We start from the raw sequence: 18,998 nt of genomic DNA, 5'->3' as shown, positions 1-18,998 counted from the left end.
ATCACTAATTCGTACCAGGCGAGTTGCCTGATTTGGGGTGAACTTCGGCACTGTTCGGGTTTTGAGCGTGCGTAGTCTGTGGGCCATGACAACGGGGGGAACCGGAATTAGCCTGCCGCTTCCAGGCCACTCGCCTGCCCGAGGAGTAGTCGTTCGATGAGCGAGCACCGCCGCAAACCGTCGCAGCCCGAGGGCGGTGGACGAGCCGCGGCCCGCCGGGCCGCCCAGCAGCGCCCTGGCCGGGGTGCCGGGCCCGCACGTGACGTACCCACGGCGTCACACAGCGGACCGTACGCAGAGCCGCCCGGCCATAGTGGTCGGACCGGTGCCCGCCGGGGCACTCCCAGCGGATCCGGAGGGCGTGGACGCGGTGCCGGCGGCGCCGGCCGCGGCTCGGGTCGCCCGGACAAGCGACTGATCAACTACCCGCGCTCGGACAAGCAGGGCTGGAAGCGGTTCCTGCCCTCCTGGAAGCTGGTCTGCGGCACGGCCCTCGGTTTCTTCGCCATCATCACGGCGGGCGCCGGCATCGGCATCGCCTCGGTGAACAAACCCGACCCGAACAAGGCGGCCCAGGCGCAGAACAACGTCTTCTACTGGGCGGACCACTCCCAGATGGTGGCCACCGGCGGTTCGATGAACCGGCAGATCGTGCCCATCGACAAGATCCCCAAGTCGATGCAGAACGCCGTGATCTCCGCGGAGAACGAGTCGTTCGAGACGGACAAGGGCGTCGACCCGATGGGCATCGCCCGCGCCGTGTGGAACATGGCCAAGGGCGGTTCCACCCAGGGCGGCTCGACCATCACCCAGCAGTACGTGAAGAACACGTACCTGGACTCCGACCAGACGCTGAAGCGCAAGGTCACCGAGCTCTTCATCTCGATAAAGCTGGGCGTGTCCGAGGAGAAGGACACGATCCTCGCGGGGTACCTCAACACCGCCTACTACGGCCGTGACGCCTACGGCATCCAGGCGGCCGCGCGGGCCTACTTCGGCAAGGACTGCAAGGACCTCTCGCCGTCCGAGAGCGCCTTCCTGGCCTCCGTGCTCAAGGGCCCCAACCTCTACAACCCGGACGGCGGCGTCGGTTCCGCCGCCACCCCCGAGAAGAACACCGAGCGGGCCAAGGAGCGCTGGGCCTGGGTCCTGGACCGCGAGGTCGCGGTCGGCCGGATGCAGAAGGCCGAGCGGGACCAGTTCACGGAGTTCCCGAAGATCGTCGATTCCGAGCAGGCCCGCAGCCTGTCCGGACAGACCGGCTACCTGGTCGACACGGCCAAGAAGTACGTGATGAAGGTCACGGGCCTCACGGCGGAAGAGATGGCCCGCGGCGGCTACCAGATCAAGACCACCTTCCAGAAGCCCAAGGTGGACGCCCTGGTCAAGGCCGTGGAGGACACCCGCAACGACTTCCTCGACGAGAAGGCCCGGCCCGAGTACGACACCTTCGTCCAGTTCGGCGCCGCCTCCGTGGACGTGAAGACCGGGGCGATCGTGGCCCTGTACGGCGGCCCGGGCATGGACAAGAAGTACTTCAGCAACAACGCCGACACGCTCGGCGTCCCGGTCGGCTCGACCTGGAAGCCGTACGTCCTGGCGGCCGCGATGCGGTACGGCACCCAGAACTCGCACGGCGAGGGCATTTCGGCCGACAGCAAGTACAACGCGAACGACCTGACCGTGATCAACAACCGCGACGGCAAGCCGCTGCGGGACGCCTCGGGCAAGCCGTTCAAGCAGAAGAACGAGAGCACCTACCCCTACGGATACGTGACCCTCAACGAGGCGATGGAGAAGTCCATCAACGTGCCGTTCGCGCAGCTCGTCTTCGACGTCGGCCACAGCAAGGTCCGGGAGATGGCCCAGTCCACGGGCATCCTCAAGGACTCGATGAACCCGAACGACGACGCCTCGTTCGCCCTCGGCACCTCGACCCCGAGCGCCATCCGCATGGCCGACTCCTACGCCACCTTCGCCGCCTCCGGCACCCACCGCGATCCCTTCTCGGTGACCAGCGTGGAGAAGGACGGCAAGGAGCTGCCCGGCTTCGGGGCCCCCAAGGAGCAGCGGGCGATGGACGACTCCATCGCCGACAACGTCACCAAGGTGCTGGAGAACGTCGTCGACAACGGCACCGGCACCAAGGTCAGGAAGCTCGGCTTCACCCGGCCCGCCGCCGGCAAGACCGGAACCACCGACCAGAACAAGTCGGCCTGGTTCGTCGGCTACACCCCGGAGCTGTCCACCTCGGTGGCCCTGTTCCGTAGCGACCCGAATTCGGCGGACAAGAAGCTGATCTCCATGAACGGCGTGGGCGGCGTCGACTCCATCCACGGTGGCGACATCCCGGCCGCGATCTGGACCGAGTACATGAAGGAAGCCCTCAAGGGCACCCCGGTCAAGGAGTTCCCGGAGGCCGACAAGATCGGCGTCACCGCGGACGCCTCCGGCGCCCCTTCTCCGTCTCCCTCCTTCTCCCCGTCGCCCTCCCCGTCGATGCCCTCGCCCTCGGCTAGCTCCTCTCCGCCGGTCTCCCCGAGCCCGTCGAAGGGCGGCAAGCCGACCTGCAAGCCGTGGGAGCTCTACTGCATCCCGGACAGCGGCGGCGGCACCAACAGCGGCAACACCAACGGTGGCCCCGGCGGCGGCTCCAGCGGATCACCGTCGCCCTCGCCGTCGGGCAGACCGGGCCGCCCGGGCGGCACCAGCTGGGGAGCCAGCATGGGGACCGCGGGCTGACCCGCCTCCCCCCTGCTCCCACGAGGGCCGTCGCACACGGTGCGGCGGCCCTCCCGCACGCCAGGCCCCGTACGGCAGGATGAGCGCATGACGAAGGTGCACGAGGACCGGCCCGTACTGCCCACCCAGCAGGACGAGGTCGCCGCGGCCGGCAGCGAGTTCCTCGGCGGCCCGATGGGCCGCTACGCCCGGCTGGGCGGCCACTGGCTGACCCCGGTCCGCGTCGTGGTCCTGGTCGCCCTGGGGATGTTCGCGCTCGGCATGGTGCAGAAACTGCCCTGCTACGACTGGGCGTGGTTCCGGGGAGCCGGCTCCCAGTACACCCACGCCTGCTACTCCGACATCCCGCACCTGTTCTCCGTACGCGGCTTCGCCGACGGGCTCACGCCCTACTTCGACCGCCTCCCCGGTGACATGGAGTACCTGGAGTACCCGGTGCTCACCGGGCTCTTCATGGAGGTGGCCTCCTGGCTCACCCCCGGCGGCGGTTCCATCCAGCACCGCGAGCAGATGTACTGGATGGTCAATGCGGGGATGCTGATGGCCTGTACCGCGGTCATCGCCGTGTGCGTCGTGCGCACCCACCACCGCCGGCCCTGGGACGCGCTGCTCTTCGCCCTCGCGCCCGCCTTCGCGCTCACCGCGACGATCAACTGGGACCTGCTGGCCATCGCCCTGACCGCCGCGGGGATGCTCATGTGGTCCCGCGGCCGGACCCTGCTCTTCGGCGTCTTCATCGGCCTGGCCACCGCCGCCAAGCTCTACCCCGTCCTGCTGCTCGGCGTGCTGTTCGTGTTGTGCTGGCGGACCGGGAAGTGGCGGGCGTTCGGCTCAGCCGCCCTCGGCGCGGCCGTCTCCTGGCTCGTGGTGAACCTGCCCGTCATGCTCCTCGCCTGGGACGGCTGGAAGAAGTTCTACACGTTCAGCCAAGAACGCCCGATCGACTTCGGCTCCGTGTGGCTGCTCATCTCCCAGCGTTCCGGGAACCCCCTGCACGACGCGAACACCTACGCGACGGGCCTGACGCTGCTGCTGTGCGCGGGCATCGGGGTGCTCACGCTGACCGCCCCGCGCCGCCCCCGCTTCGCCCAGCTGGCGTTCCTGGTCGTGGCCGCCTTCATCCTGGCCAACAAGGTCTACTCGCCGCAGTACGTGCTGTGGCTCATCCCGCTGGCGGCGCTGGCCCGGCCGCGCTGGCGGGACTTCCTGATCTGGCAGGCCGGCGAGGTCGTGTACTTCCTCGGGATCTGGCTGTACCTCGCCTACACGACCAGCGGGGACAAGCACCAGGGCCTGCCCGTGGAGGGATACCAGCTGGCGATCACCGCCCACCTGTTGGCGACCCTCTACCTGTGCGCGGTCGTCGTCCGCGACATCCTGCTGCCCGAGCGGGACGTCGTGCGCCGCGACGGATCCGACGACCCGTCCGGTGGTGTCCTGGACGGGGCCGAGGACGTGTTCGTGCTGTCGGACGCCGCGAGGGCGCCGCAGGATGCGGCGCCCTCGCAGGGACAGCGGGTCGAGTGGGGCACGGCCCCCAGGGGCTGACCGGTCCCCCTCAACGACCGGGTGGGTTTCAGGCGTCGAGCACCCGGTCGAACTGCGTGGTGGTGTGGCGCAGGTGCGCCACCAGCTCGTCGCCGACCTTCGGCTCGGGGGAGTCCGACGGCACGAACAGGATCGAGACCTGCATGTGCGGGGGCTCCGCGAACCAGCGCTGCTTGCCCGCCCACACGAAGGGCGAAAGGTTCCGGTTCACGGTGGCCAGACCGGCCCGGGCCACGCCCTTGGCACGCGGCATCACGCCGTGCAGGGCCTTGGGAGCCTCCAGACCCACCCCGTGCGAGGTGCCGCCCGCGACCACGACCAGCCACCCGTCGGAGGCGGCCTTCTGCTGGCGGTAGCCGAACCTGTCACCCTTCGCGACGCGCGTGACGTCCAGGACGGCGCCCCGGTACTCGGTCGCCTCGTGGTCGCCCAGCCACAGCCGGGTGCCGATCCGCGCCCGGAAACGGGTCTGCGGGAACTGCTGCTGGAGCCGGGCCAGTTCCTGGGCCCGCAGGTGGCTGACGAACATGGTGTGCAGCGGCAGCCGGGCCGCGCGCAGCCGGTCCATCCAGCCGATGACCTCCTCGACGGCGTCCGAGCCGTCCGGGCGGTCCAGCGGCAGGTGCAGGGCGAAGCCCTCCAGCCGCACGTCCTCGATCGCCGCGTGCAGCTGGCCCAGGTCCTGCTCGGAGATGCCGTGTCGGCGCATCGAACTCATGCACTCGATGACCACGCGGGCGCCGACCAGACCGCGGACCCCGTCCAGGGAGGACACCGAGCGGATCACCCGGTCCGGCAGCGGCACCGGCTCCTCACCCCGCCGGAACGGGGTGAGGACGAGCAGGTCGCCGCCGAAGAGGTCCTTGATGCTGGCGGCCTCGTACGTGGTCCCGACGGCCAGCACGTCGGCGCCCAGCCGGGTCGCCTCCTCGCACAACCGCTCGTGGCCGAAGCCGTAGCCGTTGCCCTTGCAGACCGGAATCATCCCCGGGAACTGGTCCTGGATCTGCTTCTGGTGCGCACGCCAGCGCGCGGTGTCGACGTAGAGCGTGAGCGCCATGCCCGTCCGGAGCCTCTCTCGAAAAAGCTGCCTGTGCAGCGATGCGTTGTGTGGGGGGTGCAGCAGCAGGTCAGCGACGCGACATGTAGATGTCGAGCGCCTTGTGCAGCATCTTGTTGAGCGGGAAGTCCCATTCGCCGACGTACTCGACGGCCTCGCCGCCCGTACCGACCTTGAACTGGATGAGGCCGAACAGGTGGTCGTTCTCGTCCAGCGTGTCACTGATGCCGCGCAGGTCGTAGACGCTGGCGCCGAGCGCGTACGAGTCGCGCAGCATGCGCCACTGCATCGCGTTCGACGGCCGGACCTCGCGCTTGTGGTTCGCGGAGGCGCCGTACGAGTACCAGACGTGCTGGCCGACGGTGAGCATCGTGGCGGCGGCCAGCGGCTCCCCCTCGTGCTTCGCGATGTACAGCCGCATCCGGTTCGGGTCCTCGGAGTTGAGGGCCGTCCACTGGCGCTGGAAGTAGCTGAGCGGGCGCGGGCGGAACTTGTCGCGCTCGGCCGTGATCTCGTACAGCTCCTGCCAGACCGGCAGGTCCTCGTAGGTGCCCTGGACGACCTCGACGCCGGCCTTCTCGGCCTTCTTGATGTTGCGGCGCCACAGCTGGTTGAAGCCCTTGAGGACGTCGTCCAGCGAGCGGTTGGCGAGCGGCACCTGGAAGACGTAGCGGGGCTGCACGTCGCCGAAGCCGGCGCCGCCGTCCTCGCCCTGCTGCCAGCCCATGCGGCGCAGCTTGTCGGACACCTCGAAGGCGCGGGGCTCGATGTGCGAGGCCTCCACGTCGCGCAGGCGCTTGACCTCAGGGTCCTGGATTCCGGCCTTGATGGCGGCGGCGTTCCAGCGGCGGATGACGACGGGCGGACCCATCTTCACGGTGAACGCGCCCTGACGCTTGAGGTGGGCCAGCATCGGCTGGAGCCACTCCTCCAGGTTCGGCGCGTACCAGTTGATGACAGGGCCCTCGGGAAGGTAGGCGAGGTACCGCTTCACCTTCGGCAGCTGGCGGTACAACACGAGGGCGGCGCCGACCAGTTCGTCGTTCTGGTCGAACCAACCGAGGTTCTCGGAGCGCCACTCGTTCTTCACGTCGGCCCACGCCGGGACCTGGCAGTGGCTAGCCGAGGGCAGGCTCTGGAGATATCCCAGATGCTGCTCTCGGCTGATGGTCCTCAGGGACAGGCTCATGCGGGGCGTCTCCTCGGCGGCTTCGCTGGCTATGGCGCGAAGCCTACTGCGACAAGGGCGCCACCCATCTGGGGGACGGGCCGTGCCCGGGCCGGTGAGAGGCCGGCGCCCTGTCGCCGAGGTGCCCCGGTCAGCCCGCCCAGCCGCCGAAGAGACCGCCGTGCGCCATGCCGAGGTAGAAGCCCACGGCCGAGGCGCCAAGCCCGATGATCAGTGCGAAGCGCTCGCGTGTCGTCTCCGAGATGAACTGTCCGTACGCGCCGGTCAGGATGCCGACGAGCCCGGTCCACGAGCTGATCAGGTGCAGATTGTCGAAGAATCCCGTGACGAACGCCACGAGGCCGAGGACCACCGTGGCCACCATCAGGGCGTCCTGCAGCGGGTGGGGCTTGCCGTCGGTCGCGAAGAGCGAGATGGAGGACTGGGGTCGCATTGCCTGTGCCATCGGAAGGCACCTCCTGGCTGACGCAGAGCGGTGCTGCGGGGTCGCCGCCGGCAGGAGCCGGGGCATAGCACCGAGCACACCCGATGAATACAGAGTGTGGCCTCTTCCTGCCGGATTTCAACCGGAAGGAGTCGAGCAGGTAGTCTGTACGGTCTGCGCGGTGTCTGCTCTCGGACGCCGTGCGTACGCATCACGACCCTCCTGCCACGGAACGACCGTGGCCGCTGAGTCCAAAGGAGGTGGGTTCCACATGCGTCACTACGAAGTGATGGTCATCCTCGACCCCGATCTTGAGGAGCGCGCTGTCTCCCCGTTGATCGAGAACTTCCTTTCCGTCGTCCGTGAGGGCAACGGAAAGGTCGAGAAGGTCGACACCTGGGGCCGTCGTCGTCTCGCTTACGAGATCAAGAAGAAGCCCGAGGGCATCTACTCGGTCATCGACCTTCAGGCCGAGCCTGCGGTCGTCAAGGAGCTTGACCGACAGATGAACCTGAACGAGTCGGTTCTCCGGACCAAGGTCCTTCGCCCCGAGACCCACTGAACTTCGGTTCAGCGGTAATCGGGACCGAGTAGCACAGCAGCCCAGCAGCAATTCCCGCCGAGAGGTTCATCCATGGCAGGCGAGACCGTCATCACGGTCGTCGGCAATCTCGTCGACGACCCCGAGCTGCGCTTCACCCCCTCGGGTGCGGCGGTCGCGAAGTTCCGTGTCGCGTCCACCCCCCGCACCTTCGACCGTCAGACCAACGAGTGGAAGGACGGCGAGAGCCTGTTCCTGACCTGCTCGGTGTGGCGGCAGGCGGCGGAGAACGTCGCCGAGTCCCTTCAGCGAGGCATGCGCGTGATCGTGCAGGGCCGGCTGAGGCAGCGGTCGTACGAGGACCGTGAGGGTGTCAAGCGCACGGTCTACGAGCTGGACGTCGAGGAAGTCGGCCCCAGCCTGAAGAACGCCACGGCCAAGGTCGCCAAGACCACCGGTCGCGGTGGCCAGGGTGGATACGGCGGCGGCCAGCAGCAGGGTGGCGGCGGTGGCTGGGGCGGAGCCCCCAGCGGCGGCGCCCCGCAGGGCGGCGGAGCTCCCTCCGACGACCCGTGGGCGTCCAGCGCGCCGGCCGGCGGCCAGCAGCAGCAGGGCGGCGGGGGCGGCTGGGGCGGAAGCTCCGGCGGTTCCAACGGTGGCTACTCGGACGAGCCCCCCTTCTAGGGAAGCTCGCATCCCCACTTCTTGATCACACAGGAGAGACACAATGGCGAAGCCGCCTGTGCGCAAGCCTAAGAAGAAGGTCTGCGCGTTCTGCAAGGACAAGACCGCGTACGTGGACTACAAGGACACGAACATGCTGCGGAAGTTCATTTCCGACCGCGGCAAGATCCGTGCCCGCCGCGTCACCGGCAACTGCACGCAGCACCAGCGTGACGTCGCCACGGCCGTGAAGAACAGCCGTGAGATGGCACTGCTGCCCTACACGTCCACCGCGCGATAAGGAAAGGGTGACCGACTAATGAAGATCATCCTGACCCACGAGGTTTCTGGCCTCGGTGCCGCCGGCGATGTCGTCGACGTCAAGGACGGTTACGCTCGCAACTACCTGGTCCCGCGTGGTTTCGCGATCCGCTGGACCAAGGGTGGCGAGAAGGACGTGGCGCAGATCCGCCGCGCCCGCAAGATCCACGAGATCGCGACCATCGAGCAGGCCAACGAGATCAAGGCCAAGCTCGAAGGCACGAAGGTCCGTCTGGCCACCCGCTCGGGTGACGCCGGCCGTCTCTTCGGCTCCGTGACCCCGGCCGACATCGCCACGGCGATCGAGGCTTCCGGTGGTCCGAAGGTCGACAAGCGCCGCGTCGAGCTGGCTGCCCCGATCAAGACCCTCGGTTCGTACCAGGTCTCCGTGCGTCTGCACGCTGAGGTCGCCGCGAACGTGGGCGTCGAGGTTGTCGCCGCCTAAGTGCTGCACGCGAAGGGCCGCACCCCTCTGGGGGTGCGGCCCTTCGTCGTTGTCGGGGATCGCCGGGCGATGTTTCACGTGAAACGTCCTGAGGGGCGTTCTCTGTTTCACGTGAAACATGGCCTCGCGGATCAGCGGATCAGCGGGTCGCTCCCGCGACCAGCCACCGGCCGGAGCGGGCACGTAGCTGGAGCGTGGCCATCCGGACCAGCATCATCAGTGCCATGGCCCACCAGAGCATGGTCAGGCCGCCGCCTACGGTCGGGATGAGCAGGGCGGCCGGAGTGAACACGGCGAGCGTCAGGAGCATCGCCCAGGCCAGGTACCGGCCGTCTCCGGCGCCCATCAGGACCCCGTCGAGCACGAAGACGATGCCGGACACCGGCTGGGAAAGGGCTACGACCAGCAGGGCGGGCAGCAGGGCGTCCTCGACCGCAGGGTCGCTGGTGAACAAGGGGATGAACAGGGGGCGGGCCGCGATCACGAGGGCGCCCAGGACGATTCCCGAGACGATGCCCCACTGGACGATGCGGCGGCAGACGGCTTTGGCGCCCTCGGTGTCGTCGGCGCCGAGGTAGCGGCCGATGATGGCCTGCCCGGCGATGGCGATCGCGTCGAGGGCGAAGGCGAGCAGGCTCCACAGGGAGAGCAGGATCTGGTGGGCGGCGATTTCCGCGTCGCCGAGTCGCGCCGCCACGGCGGTCGCGATGATCAGGACGGCGCGCAAGGACAGGGTGCGCACGAGCAGCGGTACGCCGGCCTGGGCGCAGGCCCGGATGCCGGTGGCGTCGGGGCGCAAGGAGGCCCCGTGCTTACGTGCACCACGGACGACCACGACGAGGTAGACACCGGCCATGGCGCACTGGGCGATCACCGTGCCCCAGGCGGAGCCGGCGATGCCGAAGCCGACGCCGTACACGAGGACGCCGTTCAGGCCCGCGTTGAGGGCGAAGCCTCCGACGGCGACGTAGAGCGGGGTACGGGTGTCCTGGAGCCCGCGGAGGACGCCGGTGGCGGCGAGGACCATCAACATGGCCGGGATGCCCAGGGCCGAGATCCGCAGATAGGTGACCGCGTGGGGGGCGACGGTGTCGGACGCCCCGAAGAGGGAGATCAGCCAGGGCGCGGTCGGCAGAACGAAGGCGACGACCGCGGCGCCGATCAGGAGGGCGAGCCAGATGCCGTCCATGCCCTGACGGATCGCGGCCGGGAGGTCGCCCGCGCCGACCCGGCGGGAGACGGCCGCGGTGGTGGCGTAGGCGAGGAAGACGAAGACGCTGACGGCGGTGGTGAGGAGGGCGGCGGCGATGCCGAGTCCTGCCAGCTGGGGGGTGCCGAGGTGTCCCACGATGGCGCTGTCGGCCATCACGAATAGGGGCTCGGCGACGAGCGCGCCGAACGCCGGCACGGCGAGTGCGAGGATCTCGCGGTCGTGCCGTTTCGGGGCACCCTTCAGCGGGGCGAGGGCCTGTGTCATGGCGCTCAATCTAATCTTCCACAGGTAATAGACGCAACAGTCTTTGGAGGCTTACCGATGAGTTGACTTGCGCGTTCTCGGCACCCCGTTTGAGGCGATCTCGGGACCAGGGCCAAGAATTTTCTCCCCCACAGCCCGTGGAGGAAGAATTTGCAGGTCAGGTGGGGTGTGTGGGTAGGGCAGGTGATTTTGTCCACAGCACCGTCCCCCGGTCCGTGCACAGCTTCCGGCGAGTTACCCACAGCATTGGGTCGGTCATCCACATCTCATCCACACAGCCTGTGGATAACAAGATTGGCTGACGTCGCTCTCGGCCCTACCGTTGTGCGTTGCCCGACTTGCCGACTGCGGATTCGGGTGTCCCAAATGTCAGAGCCGTGTCGTAGAAAGAGTGGCACGGCGAGGTCCGCGTTGCGGACGGGAGGAGGCGGCCCGGTGAGTATGCCCGAGCCCATGGACGACCCCTGGGCCGACAGCGGTCCGGGTGACCGTCTGCCCGCCCGTTCGCGCCGTAACAGCGACAACCGCGGCCGCGGGGACGAACAGCACGACCGGGGCCGCGAGGGCGGCTCCTGGGACGGCGGGGGCGGCGGCTTCGAGCGCGTCCCGCCCCAGGACCTCGATGCCGAGCAGTCGGTGCTCGGCGGCATGCTGCTGTCCAAGGACGCCATCGCGGACGTCGTCGAGGTCATCAAGGGTCATGACTTCTACCGGCCCTCGCACGAGACGATCTACCAGGCGATCCTCGATCTGTACGCGAAGGGCGAGCCGGCCGACCCGATCACGGTCGGCGCCGAGCTGACCCGCCGCGGCGAGATCAGCAAGGTCGGCGGGGCCTCGTACCTGCACACGCTCGTCCAGTCGGTGCCCACCGCGGCGAACGCCGAGTACTACGCGGAGATCGTCCACGAGCGGGCCGTGCTGCGCCGTCTCGTCGCAGCCGGTACGAAGATCACGCAGATGGGATACGCGGCCGACGGCGACGTCGACGAGATCGTCAACAGCGCCCAGGCCGAGATCTACGCCGTCACCGAACAGCGGACCTCCGAGGACTACCTGCCGCTGGGCGACATCATGGAGGGCGCACTCGACGAGATCGAGGCCATCGGCTCGCGCAGCGGTCAGATGTCGGGCGTACCGACCGGCTTCACGGACCTCGATTCGCTGACCAACGGCCTGCACCCCGGCCAGATGATCGTCATCGCGGCCCGCCCCGCCATGGGTAAGTCCACCCTCGCGCTCGACTTCGCCCGGGCCTGTTCCATCAAGAGCAACTTGCCGAGCGTGATCTTCTCCCTCGAAATGGGCCGCAACGAGATCGCGATGCGCCTCCTGTCGGCGGAAGCCCGGGTGGCCCTGCACCACATGCGCTCCGGCACCATGACGGACGACGACTGGACGCGGCTCGCCCGCCGGATGCCGGACGTCTCCGCCGCCCCGCTCTACATCGACGACTCGCCGAACCTGTCGATGATGGAGATCCGGGCGAAGTGTCGGCGCCTCAAGCAGCGCAACGACCTCTCGCTCGTGGTCATCGACTACCTCCAGCTGATGCAGTCGGGCGGCTCGCGCCGTCCCGAGAGCCGCCAGCAGGAGGTCTCGGACATGTCCCGAAACCTCAAGCTGCTGGCCAAGGAGCTTGAGGTGCCGGTGATCGCGCTGTCCCAGCTGAACCGTGGTCCCGAGCAGCGCACCGACAAGAAGCCGATGGTCTCCGACCTGCGTGAGTCGGGCTCGATCGAGCAGGACGCCGACATGGTGATCCTGCTGCACCGCGAGGACGCGTACGAGAAGGAGTCGCCCCGCGCGGGCGAGGCGGACCTGATCGTGGCGAAGCACCGTAACGGCCCCACGGCGACGATCACGGTCGCCTTCCAGGGCCACTATTCGCGGTTCGTGGACATGGCCAACACGTAGCATCCGATCATGGATGCCGTATCTGAAGATCGGGAACTGTTCCCTGCCACCCGGCGTGCGCTGAGGCACCGGATCGCCGTCGCGCAGAGCGAAGGAAGGGCGCCGTCGGTGGTGGCGGCCGTGGCCCGCGGCGGCGAGCTGGTCTGGGAGGGCTCCCGGACGTCCGTCGAGGGGCACGGGCCCGACGGGAACGTGCAGTACCGGATCGGGTCGATCAGCAAGACCTTCACCGCCGTCGTGGTGATGCGCCTGCGGGACGAGGGCCTGCTGCGCCTTGAGGACCCTCTGGAGCAGCACCTGCCGGGGACGGGCGTCGGCGAAGTGACCATCGCCCAGCTGCTGGCCCATACCGGTGGGTTGGCGGCGGAGACGCCGGGCGAATGGTGGGAGCGCACGCCCGGGGCGCTGCGGCCCGAGCTCGCGGACGTGCTGGGCGAGGAGCCGTACCGGTTCCGGCCCGGCAGGCGGCACCACTACTCCAACCCGGGCTACACGCTGCTGGGTTCGCTCGTGGAGGCCGTACGGGGCAAGCCGTGGGAAGAGGTGCTCCGGGCCGAGGTGCTGGAGCCGCTCGCGCTCGACCGTACGACGGCGCAGCCGCAGGCTCCGCACGCCGGCGGTTGGGCGGTGCACCCGTGGGCCGACGTGATGATGCCCGAGCCGCTGGAGGACCTGGGGCTGATGGCTGCAGCCGGACAACTCTGGTCCACGACCAGTGACTTGGCCCGGTTCGCGATGTTCCTCGCCCGGGGTGACGAGCGGGTGCTGAGCGCGGAGTCGGTACGGGAGATGCGGACGCCGGCCGCACCGCCGGAGCCCGGTCTCGCCGAGCTCGGCTACGGGCTCGGCATGCAGCTGATGGACGACCGGGGGCGCAGGCTCACGGGTCACAGCGGCTCGCTGCCGGGGTTCGTCGCGGGCCTGTGGCTGAGCGAGGCGGACGACGTGGCGGCCGTGGTGCTGGCGAACTGCACGTCGGGGCTGCCCGCCTCGGCGGTGGCCGCGGACCTGGTGGCGATCGTCGCGGAAGCGGAGCCGCCGTTCCCGCAGCCGTGGCGGCCGTTCCGGGAGGCCGACCCGGTCGCCCTGGAGCTGTGCGGCCCCTGGTACTGGGGCACGTCGGCGCAGGCGGTGCGGTTGAAGGCGGACGGGCTGCTGGAGCTCGCGCCCATGGGCGCGATGGGTCGGTCGGCCCGGTTCCGGGCACAGCCCGACGGCAGTTGGACCGGGGTCTGCGGCTACTACGCGGGAGAGACACTGCGGGCGGTCCGCCGTGAGGACGGTTCGGTGAGCCATCTCGACCTGGGCTCGTTCGTGTTCACGAGGGAGCCGTACGACGCGCAGGCTCCCGTGCCCGGCGGGGTGGACCCGCAGGGCTGGCGCGGCATCGGCTGAGGCCGTCTTCCGAATCGAGCGACCGGTTCAGGCGACCAGTTCGCGTTCGAGCGGGGTGCGGAAGCGCGGGGTGATCCGGGTGCCGCCCACCCATGGGGCGAGGCGGGCGACCTCGGCGGCGATGGCCGTCTCGGCGGCGCGGCCGGGGTCGCCCAGCAGCCGCCAGACGATCTCGCCGTTCCACCAGACCGTGGGTCCGATGTTGCCGGCGTAGTCGAAGAGGGCGAGCCGGTGCGCGGGGTCGAGGTGGAAGCCCCGATCGGCCCAGCCGATGCCGCTGGGGTCCAGGCCGGGCAGCAGCGCGGCCCAGGGTTCGGGGGCGGGTTCGGGAGCAGTGTCGCCGGGGCCGACGAGGGCGGTGCCGCCGTCGTCGAGGCGGACCTGGGCGGGGCCGACGGCGGTGAGGGCCTTGCGGACGGCGGTGAGGGTCCAGCCCGTCCACCACTTGAGGTCCGCCTCCGTGGCCGGGCCGTAGGCGTGCAGCCAGCGGCGGGCGATCTCGGCGCGGGCCTCGGCCGGTGGTACGGCGGTCCATGACTCGGTGTGCACCCAGCGGAACTGGCTGGAGGTCCATGACCCGCGCGGCCGGTCGCGGCGGATCCGGCCGTCGGCGGCCAGGAGGAGCCGGATGACACGGGTGGCGACACCGGTCTCGGTCTCGTACTTCTTGCCTTGGCCGACGGTGATCTTCTCGCGCAGTGCGGGCACCGCCGCGGAGAGCTGGCTGCCGGTGCACGGGCCGTGGGCATCGCGGGCGACGAGCGCGGCGGCCTCGGTCCGGGCCAGCCAGTCGGCGTCCAGGCCCTGATCGTCCTCCTGGAGGTGCTTGAGGAAGGTGCGGCGCTCCTTGGCGGCGATGCTCCGGGCGGTGGAGGAGTCCACGTACGGGGCGAGTTCGGCGGAGACGACGAAGAGCGTGTTGCGCATGCTGAGCAGCCGGACCACGGAGACGTCCTCGTAGAGGGCCTGTTCGACGGTGGCGGGTCCGCCTTCCGCGAGCCGGGCGCGGGCGGAGAGGAACAGAGCGGCGGCGTCGGTGGCGCGTAGCGCGACGACGGCGTCCGCAGCCTCCGAGACCGAGGCGGCACGGGCCGAGGGAGCCAGGCGGTGTCTGCGTCCGAGCCGGTGGCGGCGCTCGGCGGTGGTGACGAGGGGGAGGCTGGGGCTCATCCTCCCGATCGTAGGCCGGGCCACCGACGCGGGCCCGGCCTGCCGTACGGGGGATCAGAGGGAGAGTTTGAACCCGACGTGGGAAGCGGTGAACCCGAGTCGCTCGTAGAAGCGGTGGGCGTCGGCGCGGGTCACGTCCGAGGTGAGCTGGACGAGTTGGCAGTTCTCGCGGCGGGATCGGTCGATCGCCCATTGGATGAACAGGGTCCCCAGGCCGCCGCCCCGCTCGTCGGCATGGACCCGGACGCCTTCGATGATCGAACGGGTGGCTCCCTTGCGGGACAGCCCGGGAACGATGGTGAGTTGGAGGGTGCCCACGACGCGGCCTTCGCGGACGGCGACGACCACGTGTTGGTGCGGGTCGGCCGTCAGACGTTTGAACGCCGCGATGTAGGGGGTGAGGTCGTCGGGGGATTCGCGGGTGGCGCCGAGGGGGTCGTCCGCGAGCATGGCGACGATGGCGGGCAGGTCCTCCTCGGTGGCGGGGCGGATCTCCGGCTGGTCGGGGTCGGTCATCGCGACGCTGCCCTACTCAGCCCGCGGCCACGGTGAGCGGAGCCCAGCGGCGGGTCCAGTCGCCGGGGAGGGCGGGGATGTTGCGGGTCATGACGGCGTTGAACGCCACGGAGTCGAGTCCGCGGTCCTTGAGCCAGGTGAGGAGCTCCTCGTGGCGTACGTCGATGTCGGTTCGCAGCGGCCGGTCGGTGACGGCGGCGAGCGCGGTGACGAGTGCCTGGGCGCCGGCGGTGTCCCGGGCGATCAGCGGCCCGATCACATGGGTCTCCATGTTGGGCCAGATCGCGGCGTAGCCGACGAGCTCGCCCCGGCCGTCCTCCGCGACCAGCAGCCGGTCCGCAAAAGCGGGAAGCCGGGCGATCATGTGGGTCCGGTCGGTGCCGAAGACCTCGGTGTCGAGTCGGACGATCCGTGGGATGTCCTCGCCGGCCGCGGGCCGGACCGCCACGGAGGGCGCCTCCGAGTCAGTGGGCTCGCCCCGGAAAGTACCGCGGAGCATTTCGGCCCGACCCGTGGTGTCGAAGCCGAGCCCCTCGTAGAGGGGGCGGCCGTGGGGAGTGGCGTGGAGGGTGAGGGGGACTCCCTTGAGGACGTCGTCGCAGACGTACGTCATCAGGTGGCGGCCCAGGCCCTGGCGGGCATAGCGCTCGGCGACGAGGACCATGCCGATGGCGGCCAGCTCCGGGCCGGCGTGGGTGTGTCCGTACGAGGTGACGACGCAGGCGGCGGCGAGCCCGTGGCCGTCGGGGGCATCGATGCCGTAGCCGTTGCCGGCGGCGAGAAGCAGTCCCCACTTGTGGTCCTCGCGCGGCCACCCGCGGTCTTCGGACAGGTCGGCGCATGAGCGGAGATCGTCCACGGTCAGCGCCCGAATCGGGAGGTCGGTGAGGTGTGGTGGTGTCACGGGCCCAGACTGGATCATCAGTCGGGTGGGCGTCCAGAGGATTTGGGGGGTGGATGTTTCACGTGAAACATCCCACGGGCTAGCCTCCCTGCCATGACCCTCCTGCACCTCTTCGATCTCGACGGGACGCTGATGTACGGCTCGGCGGCGCCGGCAGAGATCTCCCGACAGCTCGGCCTGCACACGGAGATCGCCGAGTTGGAGCGGGCGTTCGGCGCGCGGGAGATGGGGCCGCACGAGTTCTCGGTGGCGGCGCATGCATTGTGGGCGGGGCTGACGCCCGCGCACGTCCGGGCAGCGTTCGAGGGTGCCCCGTGGCTGTCGGGGATTCGCGAGGTGTGGCGGGAGATCAGGGAGCGCGGGGACTACTGCGCGGTGATCTCGCTGTCGCCGTCGTTCTTCGTCGAGCTGCTGCTGGAGTGGGGCGCACATGCCGCCCATGGCTCCGTCTTCCCCGAGGTGCCCTTCACCCGGCCTGTGGAGGCGGCCGGAATCTTGACTCCCGAGGGCAAGGTCACGGTGGCGGACCGGCTGTGTGCCCAGTTCGGGGTGGGCCGGGCCGACTGTGTCGCGTACGGGGATTCGGTGACCGACTCGGTGCTCTTCGAAGCCGTTGCGGTGTCGGTGGCGGTGAACGCGCGGCCTTACCTGGCGGAGCGGGCGACGCATGTCTACGAGGGCCGCGACCTGAGAGAGGCCTACCGGCTCGTGGGGGCGCCGCGCCCGGAAGTCCAGGCATCTTAAGGGGACGGTGGGTTCGAAACGCGGATTTTCCGCGTTTCCCCCGCGGGCGGTTGGGGCGGCTGGCAGGCTTTGAGGCCCGGAACCACGGATTCGAAAGCCGTGGAGTGCTTACCGACCGAGATGTTCGAAGCGAGGCACCGCATGGACGCTCCGCCCACCAGATCGGCCAGACGGACGGCCCGGATACCGTCCGGGGGCGGTGCGGCCGAGCCCTCCCCCGATGCCCTGCTCATCCGCCGGACCCTCGAAGAGGTCGGACCCGTCGCCGATCGGGTGACCTCGTACTTCTACGCCCTGGTGTTCACCGGGCATCCGGAGGTGCGGGGCATGTTCCCGGCCGCCATGGACGTGCAACGCGACCGACTGCTGAAAGCTCTGCTGACCGCCGCCGAGAACATCGACAACCCGGACGTGCTCGTCCCGTACCTGCGCAGGCTGGGCACCGGCCACCGCAAGTACGGCACGATGGCCGGGCACTATCCGGTGGTGGGCGAGGCGCTGATCGGTGCGCTGGCCCGGTACGCGGAACGGACCTGGGGGCCGGAGACACAGGCCGCGTGGGTGCGTGCCTACACCGTGATGTCCCAGATCATGATCGACGCGGCGGCCGAGGACGAGGTGAAGAGCCCCGCGTGGTGGCACGCGGAGGTGGTTTCGCACGACCTGCGCACCCCGGACATCGCGGTGCTGACGGTCCGCCCCGACCAGCCGTACGCCTTTCTCGCGGGCCAGTACACGAGCCTGGAGACGCCCTGGTGGCCCCGGGTGTGGCGGCACTACTCGTTCGCTTCGGCGCCGCGCGGCGACGGGCTGTTGTCCTTCCACGTCAAGGCCGTTCCGGCGGGCTGGGTCTCCAACGCGCTGGTGCGGCACGCCCGGCCCGGCGACGTGCTGCGGCTCGGGCCGCCGGCCGGGTCGATGGTGGTGGACCACACCACGGACAACGGGATGCTGTGCCTGGGCGGCGGCACCGGCATCGCCCCGATCAAGGCACTGATCGAGGACGTGGCGGAGCACGGTGAGCGCCGCCCGGTGGAGGTGTTCTTCGGGGCGCGCAGCGACGGCGACCTGTACGACAAGGACACTCTGCTGGGCCTGCAGCGCTCGCACCCGTGGCTGTCGGTGCGCCCGGTGGTCTGCGAGGGCCTGGCGGGGCAGCTGCCCCAAGCGGTCGGCGAGCACGGGCCGTGGAGCTCGTACGACGCCTTCATCTCGGGGCCGCCCGCGATGATCCGCAGCGGTGTGAACGAGCTCAAGCGGATCGGGATCCCCGGGGAACGGATCCGCTTCGACGCGTTGGAGGAGCTGGCCGGCGTGGCGGGCTGACACCCGGGCCGGCCGGCGACCGGGACTTCGAGGGACCCGGACGTCCGGAGACCGGGACTTCGAGGGACCCGGGCCGAGTGGCCCGGGCCGGGATCAGCCCAGGTCGGGGGCGTGCATGGCGCGCACACCCTCGATGTTGCCGTCGAGGTAGTGCCGCAGGGACAGCGGGACGAGATGGACGGCGGCGATGCCGACGCGGCTGAAGGGTACGCGGACGATCTCGTACTCGCCCTCGGGCTCGTCGACTTCGGGACCGTGCCGCTGGCTGGGGTCCATGGATTCGAGATGGCAGACGAAGAAGTGCTGCACCTTCACTCCGGTCACCCCTCCGTCGGCGATGTGCTCGACGGTGTCGACGAAGCAGGGCACCACATCGGTGATCTTCGCGCCGAGTTCTTCGTGGAGCTCTCTGTGGAGGGCGTCGACGACAGTGGCGTCCGAGGACTCCACTCCCCCGCCGGGGGTGAGCCAGTACGGATCGACGCCGGGCTTGGTGCGTTTGATGAGGATCAGGTCGCCACCGTCGAGCAGGATCGCGCGGGCGGTGCGTTTGACCACGGGACGTTCGGTCATGGGAGAAGAGTGGCCCAGACGCGGGTGTCTGAAACGCGTGTCG

At 69.6% G+C, this 18,998-nt stretch carries 18 protein-coding genes; 10 read left to right on the top strand and 8 right to left on the bottom strand.

From position 1 onward, the window contains the following. The first annotated feature begins 156 nt into the window (after positions 1–156). Together OHA65_RS19150 and OHA65_RS19145 are read left to right on the top strand one after the other, a co-directional pair. Positions 157–2,742, top strand: a complete 2,586-nt coding sequence (locus tag OHA65_RS19150; protein WP_327284306.1) for a transglycosylase domain-containing protein — start codon at positions 157–159, stop codon at positions 2,740–2,742. Positions 2,743–2,829: 87 nt separating this feature from the next. Beyond that, on the top strand, positions 2,830–4,290 hold the full coding sequence (locus OHA65_RS19145; protein WP_405762184.1) for a glycosyltransferase family 87 protein: 1,461 nt from the start codon (positions 2,830–2,832) through the stop codon (positions 4,288–4,290). Positions 4,291–4,318: 28 nt separating this feature from the next. Here the strand turns inward: OHA65_RS19145 and OHA65_RS19140 are convergent, their stop codons facing one another. The 3 genes from OHA65_RS19140 to OHA65_RS19130 form a co-directional block, all read right to left on the bottom strand. Continuing rightward, on the bottom strand, positions 4,319–5,350 hold the full coding sequence (locus tag OHA65_RS19140; protein WP_327284304.1) for an alanine racemase: 1,032 nt from the start codon (positions 5,348–5,350) through the stop codon (positions 4,319–4,321). Positions 5,351–5,420: 70 nt separating this feature from the next. Next, entirely contained in the window at positions 5,421–6,539 is a 1,119-nt protein-coding gene (locus OHA65_RS19135; RefSeq protein WP_327284303.1) for a peptidoglycan bridge formation glycyltransferase FemA/FemB family protein, read from the bottom strand. Positions 6,540–6,669: 130 nt separating this feature from the next. Beyond that, the gene (locus tag OHA65_RS19130) at positions 6,670–6,984 is read right to left on the bottom strand and encodes a hypothetical protein (RefSeq protein ID WP_327284302.1); all 315 of its coding nucleotides are present in this window, start codon (positions 6,982–6,984) and stop codon (positions 6,670–6,672) included. Positions 6,985–7,234: 250 nt separating this feature from the next. On the opposite strand from OHA65_RS19130, the gene rpsF reads away from it, so the two are divergent. The 4 genes from rpsF to rplI all read left to right on the top strand — a co-directional run bounded on the left by rpsF (position 7,235) and on the right by rplI (position 8,933). Further along, positions 7,235–7,525: a 30S ribosomal protein S6 gene (rpsF, locus tag OHA65_RS19125; protein WP_004950685.1), complete on the top strand. Its 291-nt coding sequence runs from the start codon at positions 7,235–7,237 to the stop codon at positions 7,523–7,525. A 72-nt stretch (positions 7,526–7,597) separates the two neighbouring features. After that, positions 7,598–8,188, top strand: coding sequence for a single-stranded DNA-binding protein (locus OHA65_RS19120; protein ID WP_327284301.1), 591 nt, complete (start codon positions 7,598–7,600; stop codon positions 8,186–8,188). Between the two features lie 43 nt (positions 8,189–8,231). Beyond that, positions 8,232–8,468 carry a 30S ribosomal protein S18 gene (gene rpsR, locus OHA65_RS19115; RefSeq protein WP_005315025.1) on the top strand — a complete coding sequence of 79 codons (237 nt, stop codon included), beginning with the start codon at positions 8,232–8,234 and terminating at the stop codon, positions 8,466–8,468. 18 nt (positions 8,469–8,486) lie between these two features. Then, positions 8,487–8,933, top strand: coding sequence for a 50S ribosomal protein L9 (gene rplI / locus OHA65_RS19110; RefSeq protein ID WP_327284300.1), 447 nt, complete (start codon positions 8,487–8,489; stop codon positions 8,931–8,933). Positions 8,934–9,072: 139 nt separating this feature from the next. On the opposite strand, the gene OHA65_RS19105 is transcribed toward rplI, so the two are convergent. Continuing rightward, positions 9,073–10,410 carry an MATE family efflux transporter gene (locus OHA65_RS19105; RefSeq protein ID WP_405762182.1) on the bottom strand — a complete coding sequence of 446 codons (1,338 nt, stop codon included), beginning with the start codon at positions 10,408–10,410 and terminating at the stop codon, positions 9,073–9,075. A 453-nt stretch (positions 10,411–10,863) separates the two neighbouring features. On the opposite strand from OHA65_RS19105, the gene dnaB reads away from it, so the two are divergent. Both dnaB and OHA65_RS19095 read left to right on the top strand, forming a co-directional pair. Further along, positions 10,864–12,327, top strand: coding sequence for a replicative DNA helicase (gene dnaB / locus OHA65_RS19100; RefSeq protein WP_054227308.1), 1,464 nt, complete (start codon positions 10,864–10,866; stop codon positions 12,325–12,327). A gap of 9 nt (positions 12,328–12,336) precedes the next feature. Further along, positions 12,337–13,722: a serine hydrolase domain-containing protein gene (locus OHA65_RS19095; RefSeq protein WP_327284298.1), complete on the top strand. Its 1,386-nt coding sequence runs from the start codon at positions 12,337–12,339 to the stop codon at positions 13,720–13,722. 27 nt (positions 13,723–13,749) lie between these two features. On the opposite strand, the gene OHA65_RS19090 is transcribed toward OHA65_RS19095, so the two are convergent. From OHA65_RS19090 to OHA65_RS19080, 3 genes are read right to left on the bottom strand one after another with little or no spacing between them, the layout of a single operon-like run. Further along, entirely contained in the window at positions 13,750–14,892 is a 1,143-nt protein-coding gene (locus tag OHA65_RS19090; RefSeq protein WP_371644143.1) for a winged helix DNA-binding domain-containing protein, read from the bottom strand. A 54-nt stretch (positions 14,893–14,946) separates the two neighbouring features. After that, complete coding sequence (locus OHA65_RS19085) at positions 14,947–15,408, bottom strand: GNAT family N-acetyltransferase (RefSeq protein WP_327284297.1); 462 nt, start codon at positions 15,406–15,408, stop codon at positions 14,947–14,949. Between the two features lie 16 nt (positions 15,409–15,424). Further along, positions 15,425–16,330: a GNAT family N-acetyltransferase gene (locus OHA65_RS19080; RefSeq protein ID WP_371644141.1), complete on the bottom strand. Its 906-nt coding sequence runs from the start codon at positions 16,328–16,330 to the stop codon at positions 15,425–15,427. Positions 16,331–16,405: 75 nt separating this feature from the next. Between OHA65_RS19080 and OHA65_RS19075 the strand changes: the two genes are divergently transcribed. After that, positions 16,406–17,056 (top strand): HAD-IB family phosphatase, encoded by a 651-nt coding sequence (locus OHA65_RS19075; protein WP_327284295.1) that lies wholly within the window; start codon positions 16,406–16,408, stop codon positions 17,054–17,056. Positions 17,057–17,197: 141 nt separating this feature from the next. Further along, positions 17,198–18,382: a globin domain-containing protein gene (locus OHA65_RS19070; RefSeq protein WP_327284294.1), complete on the top strand. Its 1,185-nt coding sequence runs from the start codon at positions 17,198–17,200 to the stop codon at positions 18,380–18,382. 93 nt (positions 18,383–18,475) lie between these two features. Here the strand turns inward: OHA65_RS19070 and OHA65_RS19065 are convergent, their stop codons facing one another. Further along, a complete protein-coding gene (locus OHA65_RS19065; protein WP_327284293.1) occupies positions 18,476–18,955 on the bottom strand; it encodes an NUDIX hydrolase in 480 nt (159 codons plus the stop codon). Between the last annotated feature and the right edge of the window lie 43 nt (positions 18,956–18,998).

Origin of the sequence: Streptomyces sp. NBC_00045, from assembly GCF_045041095.1 — a bacterium.
Lineage (GTDB): Bacteria > Actinomycetota > Actinomycetes > Streptomycetales > Streptomycetaceae > Streptomyces.
Note: the sequence above shows the minus strand (reverse complement) of the source record. Positions and strands in the feature narration are given on the sequence as shown.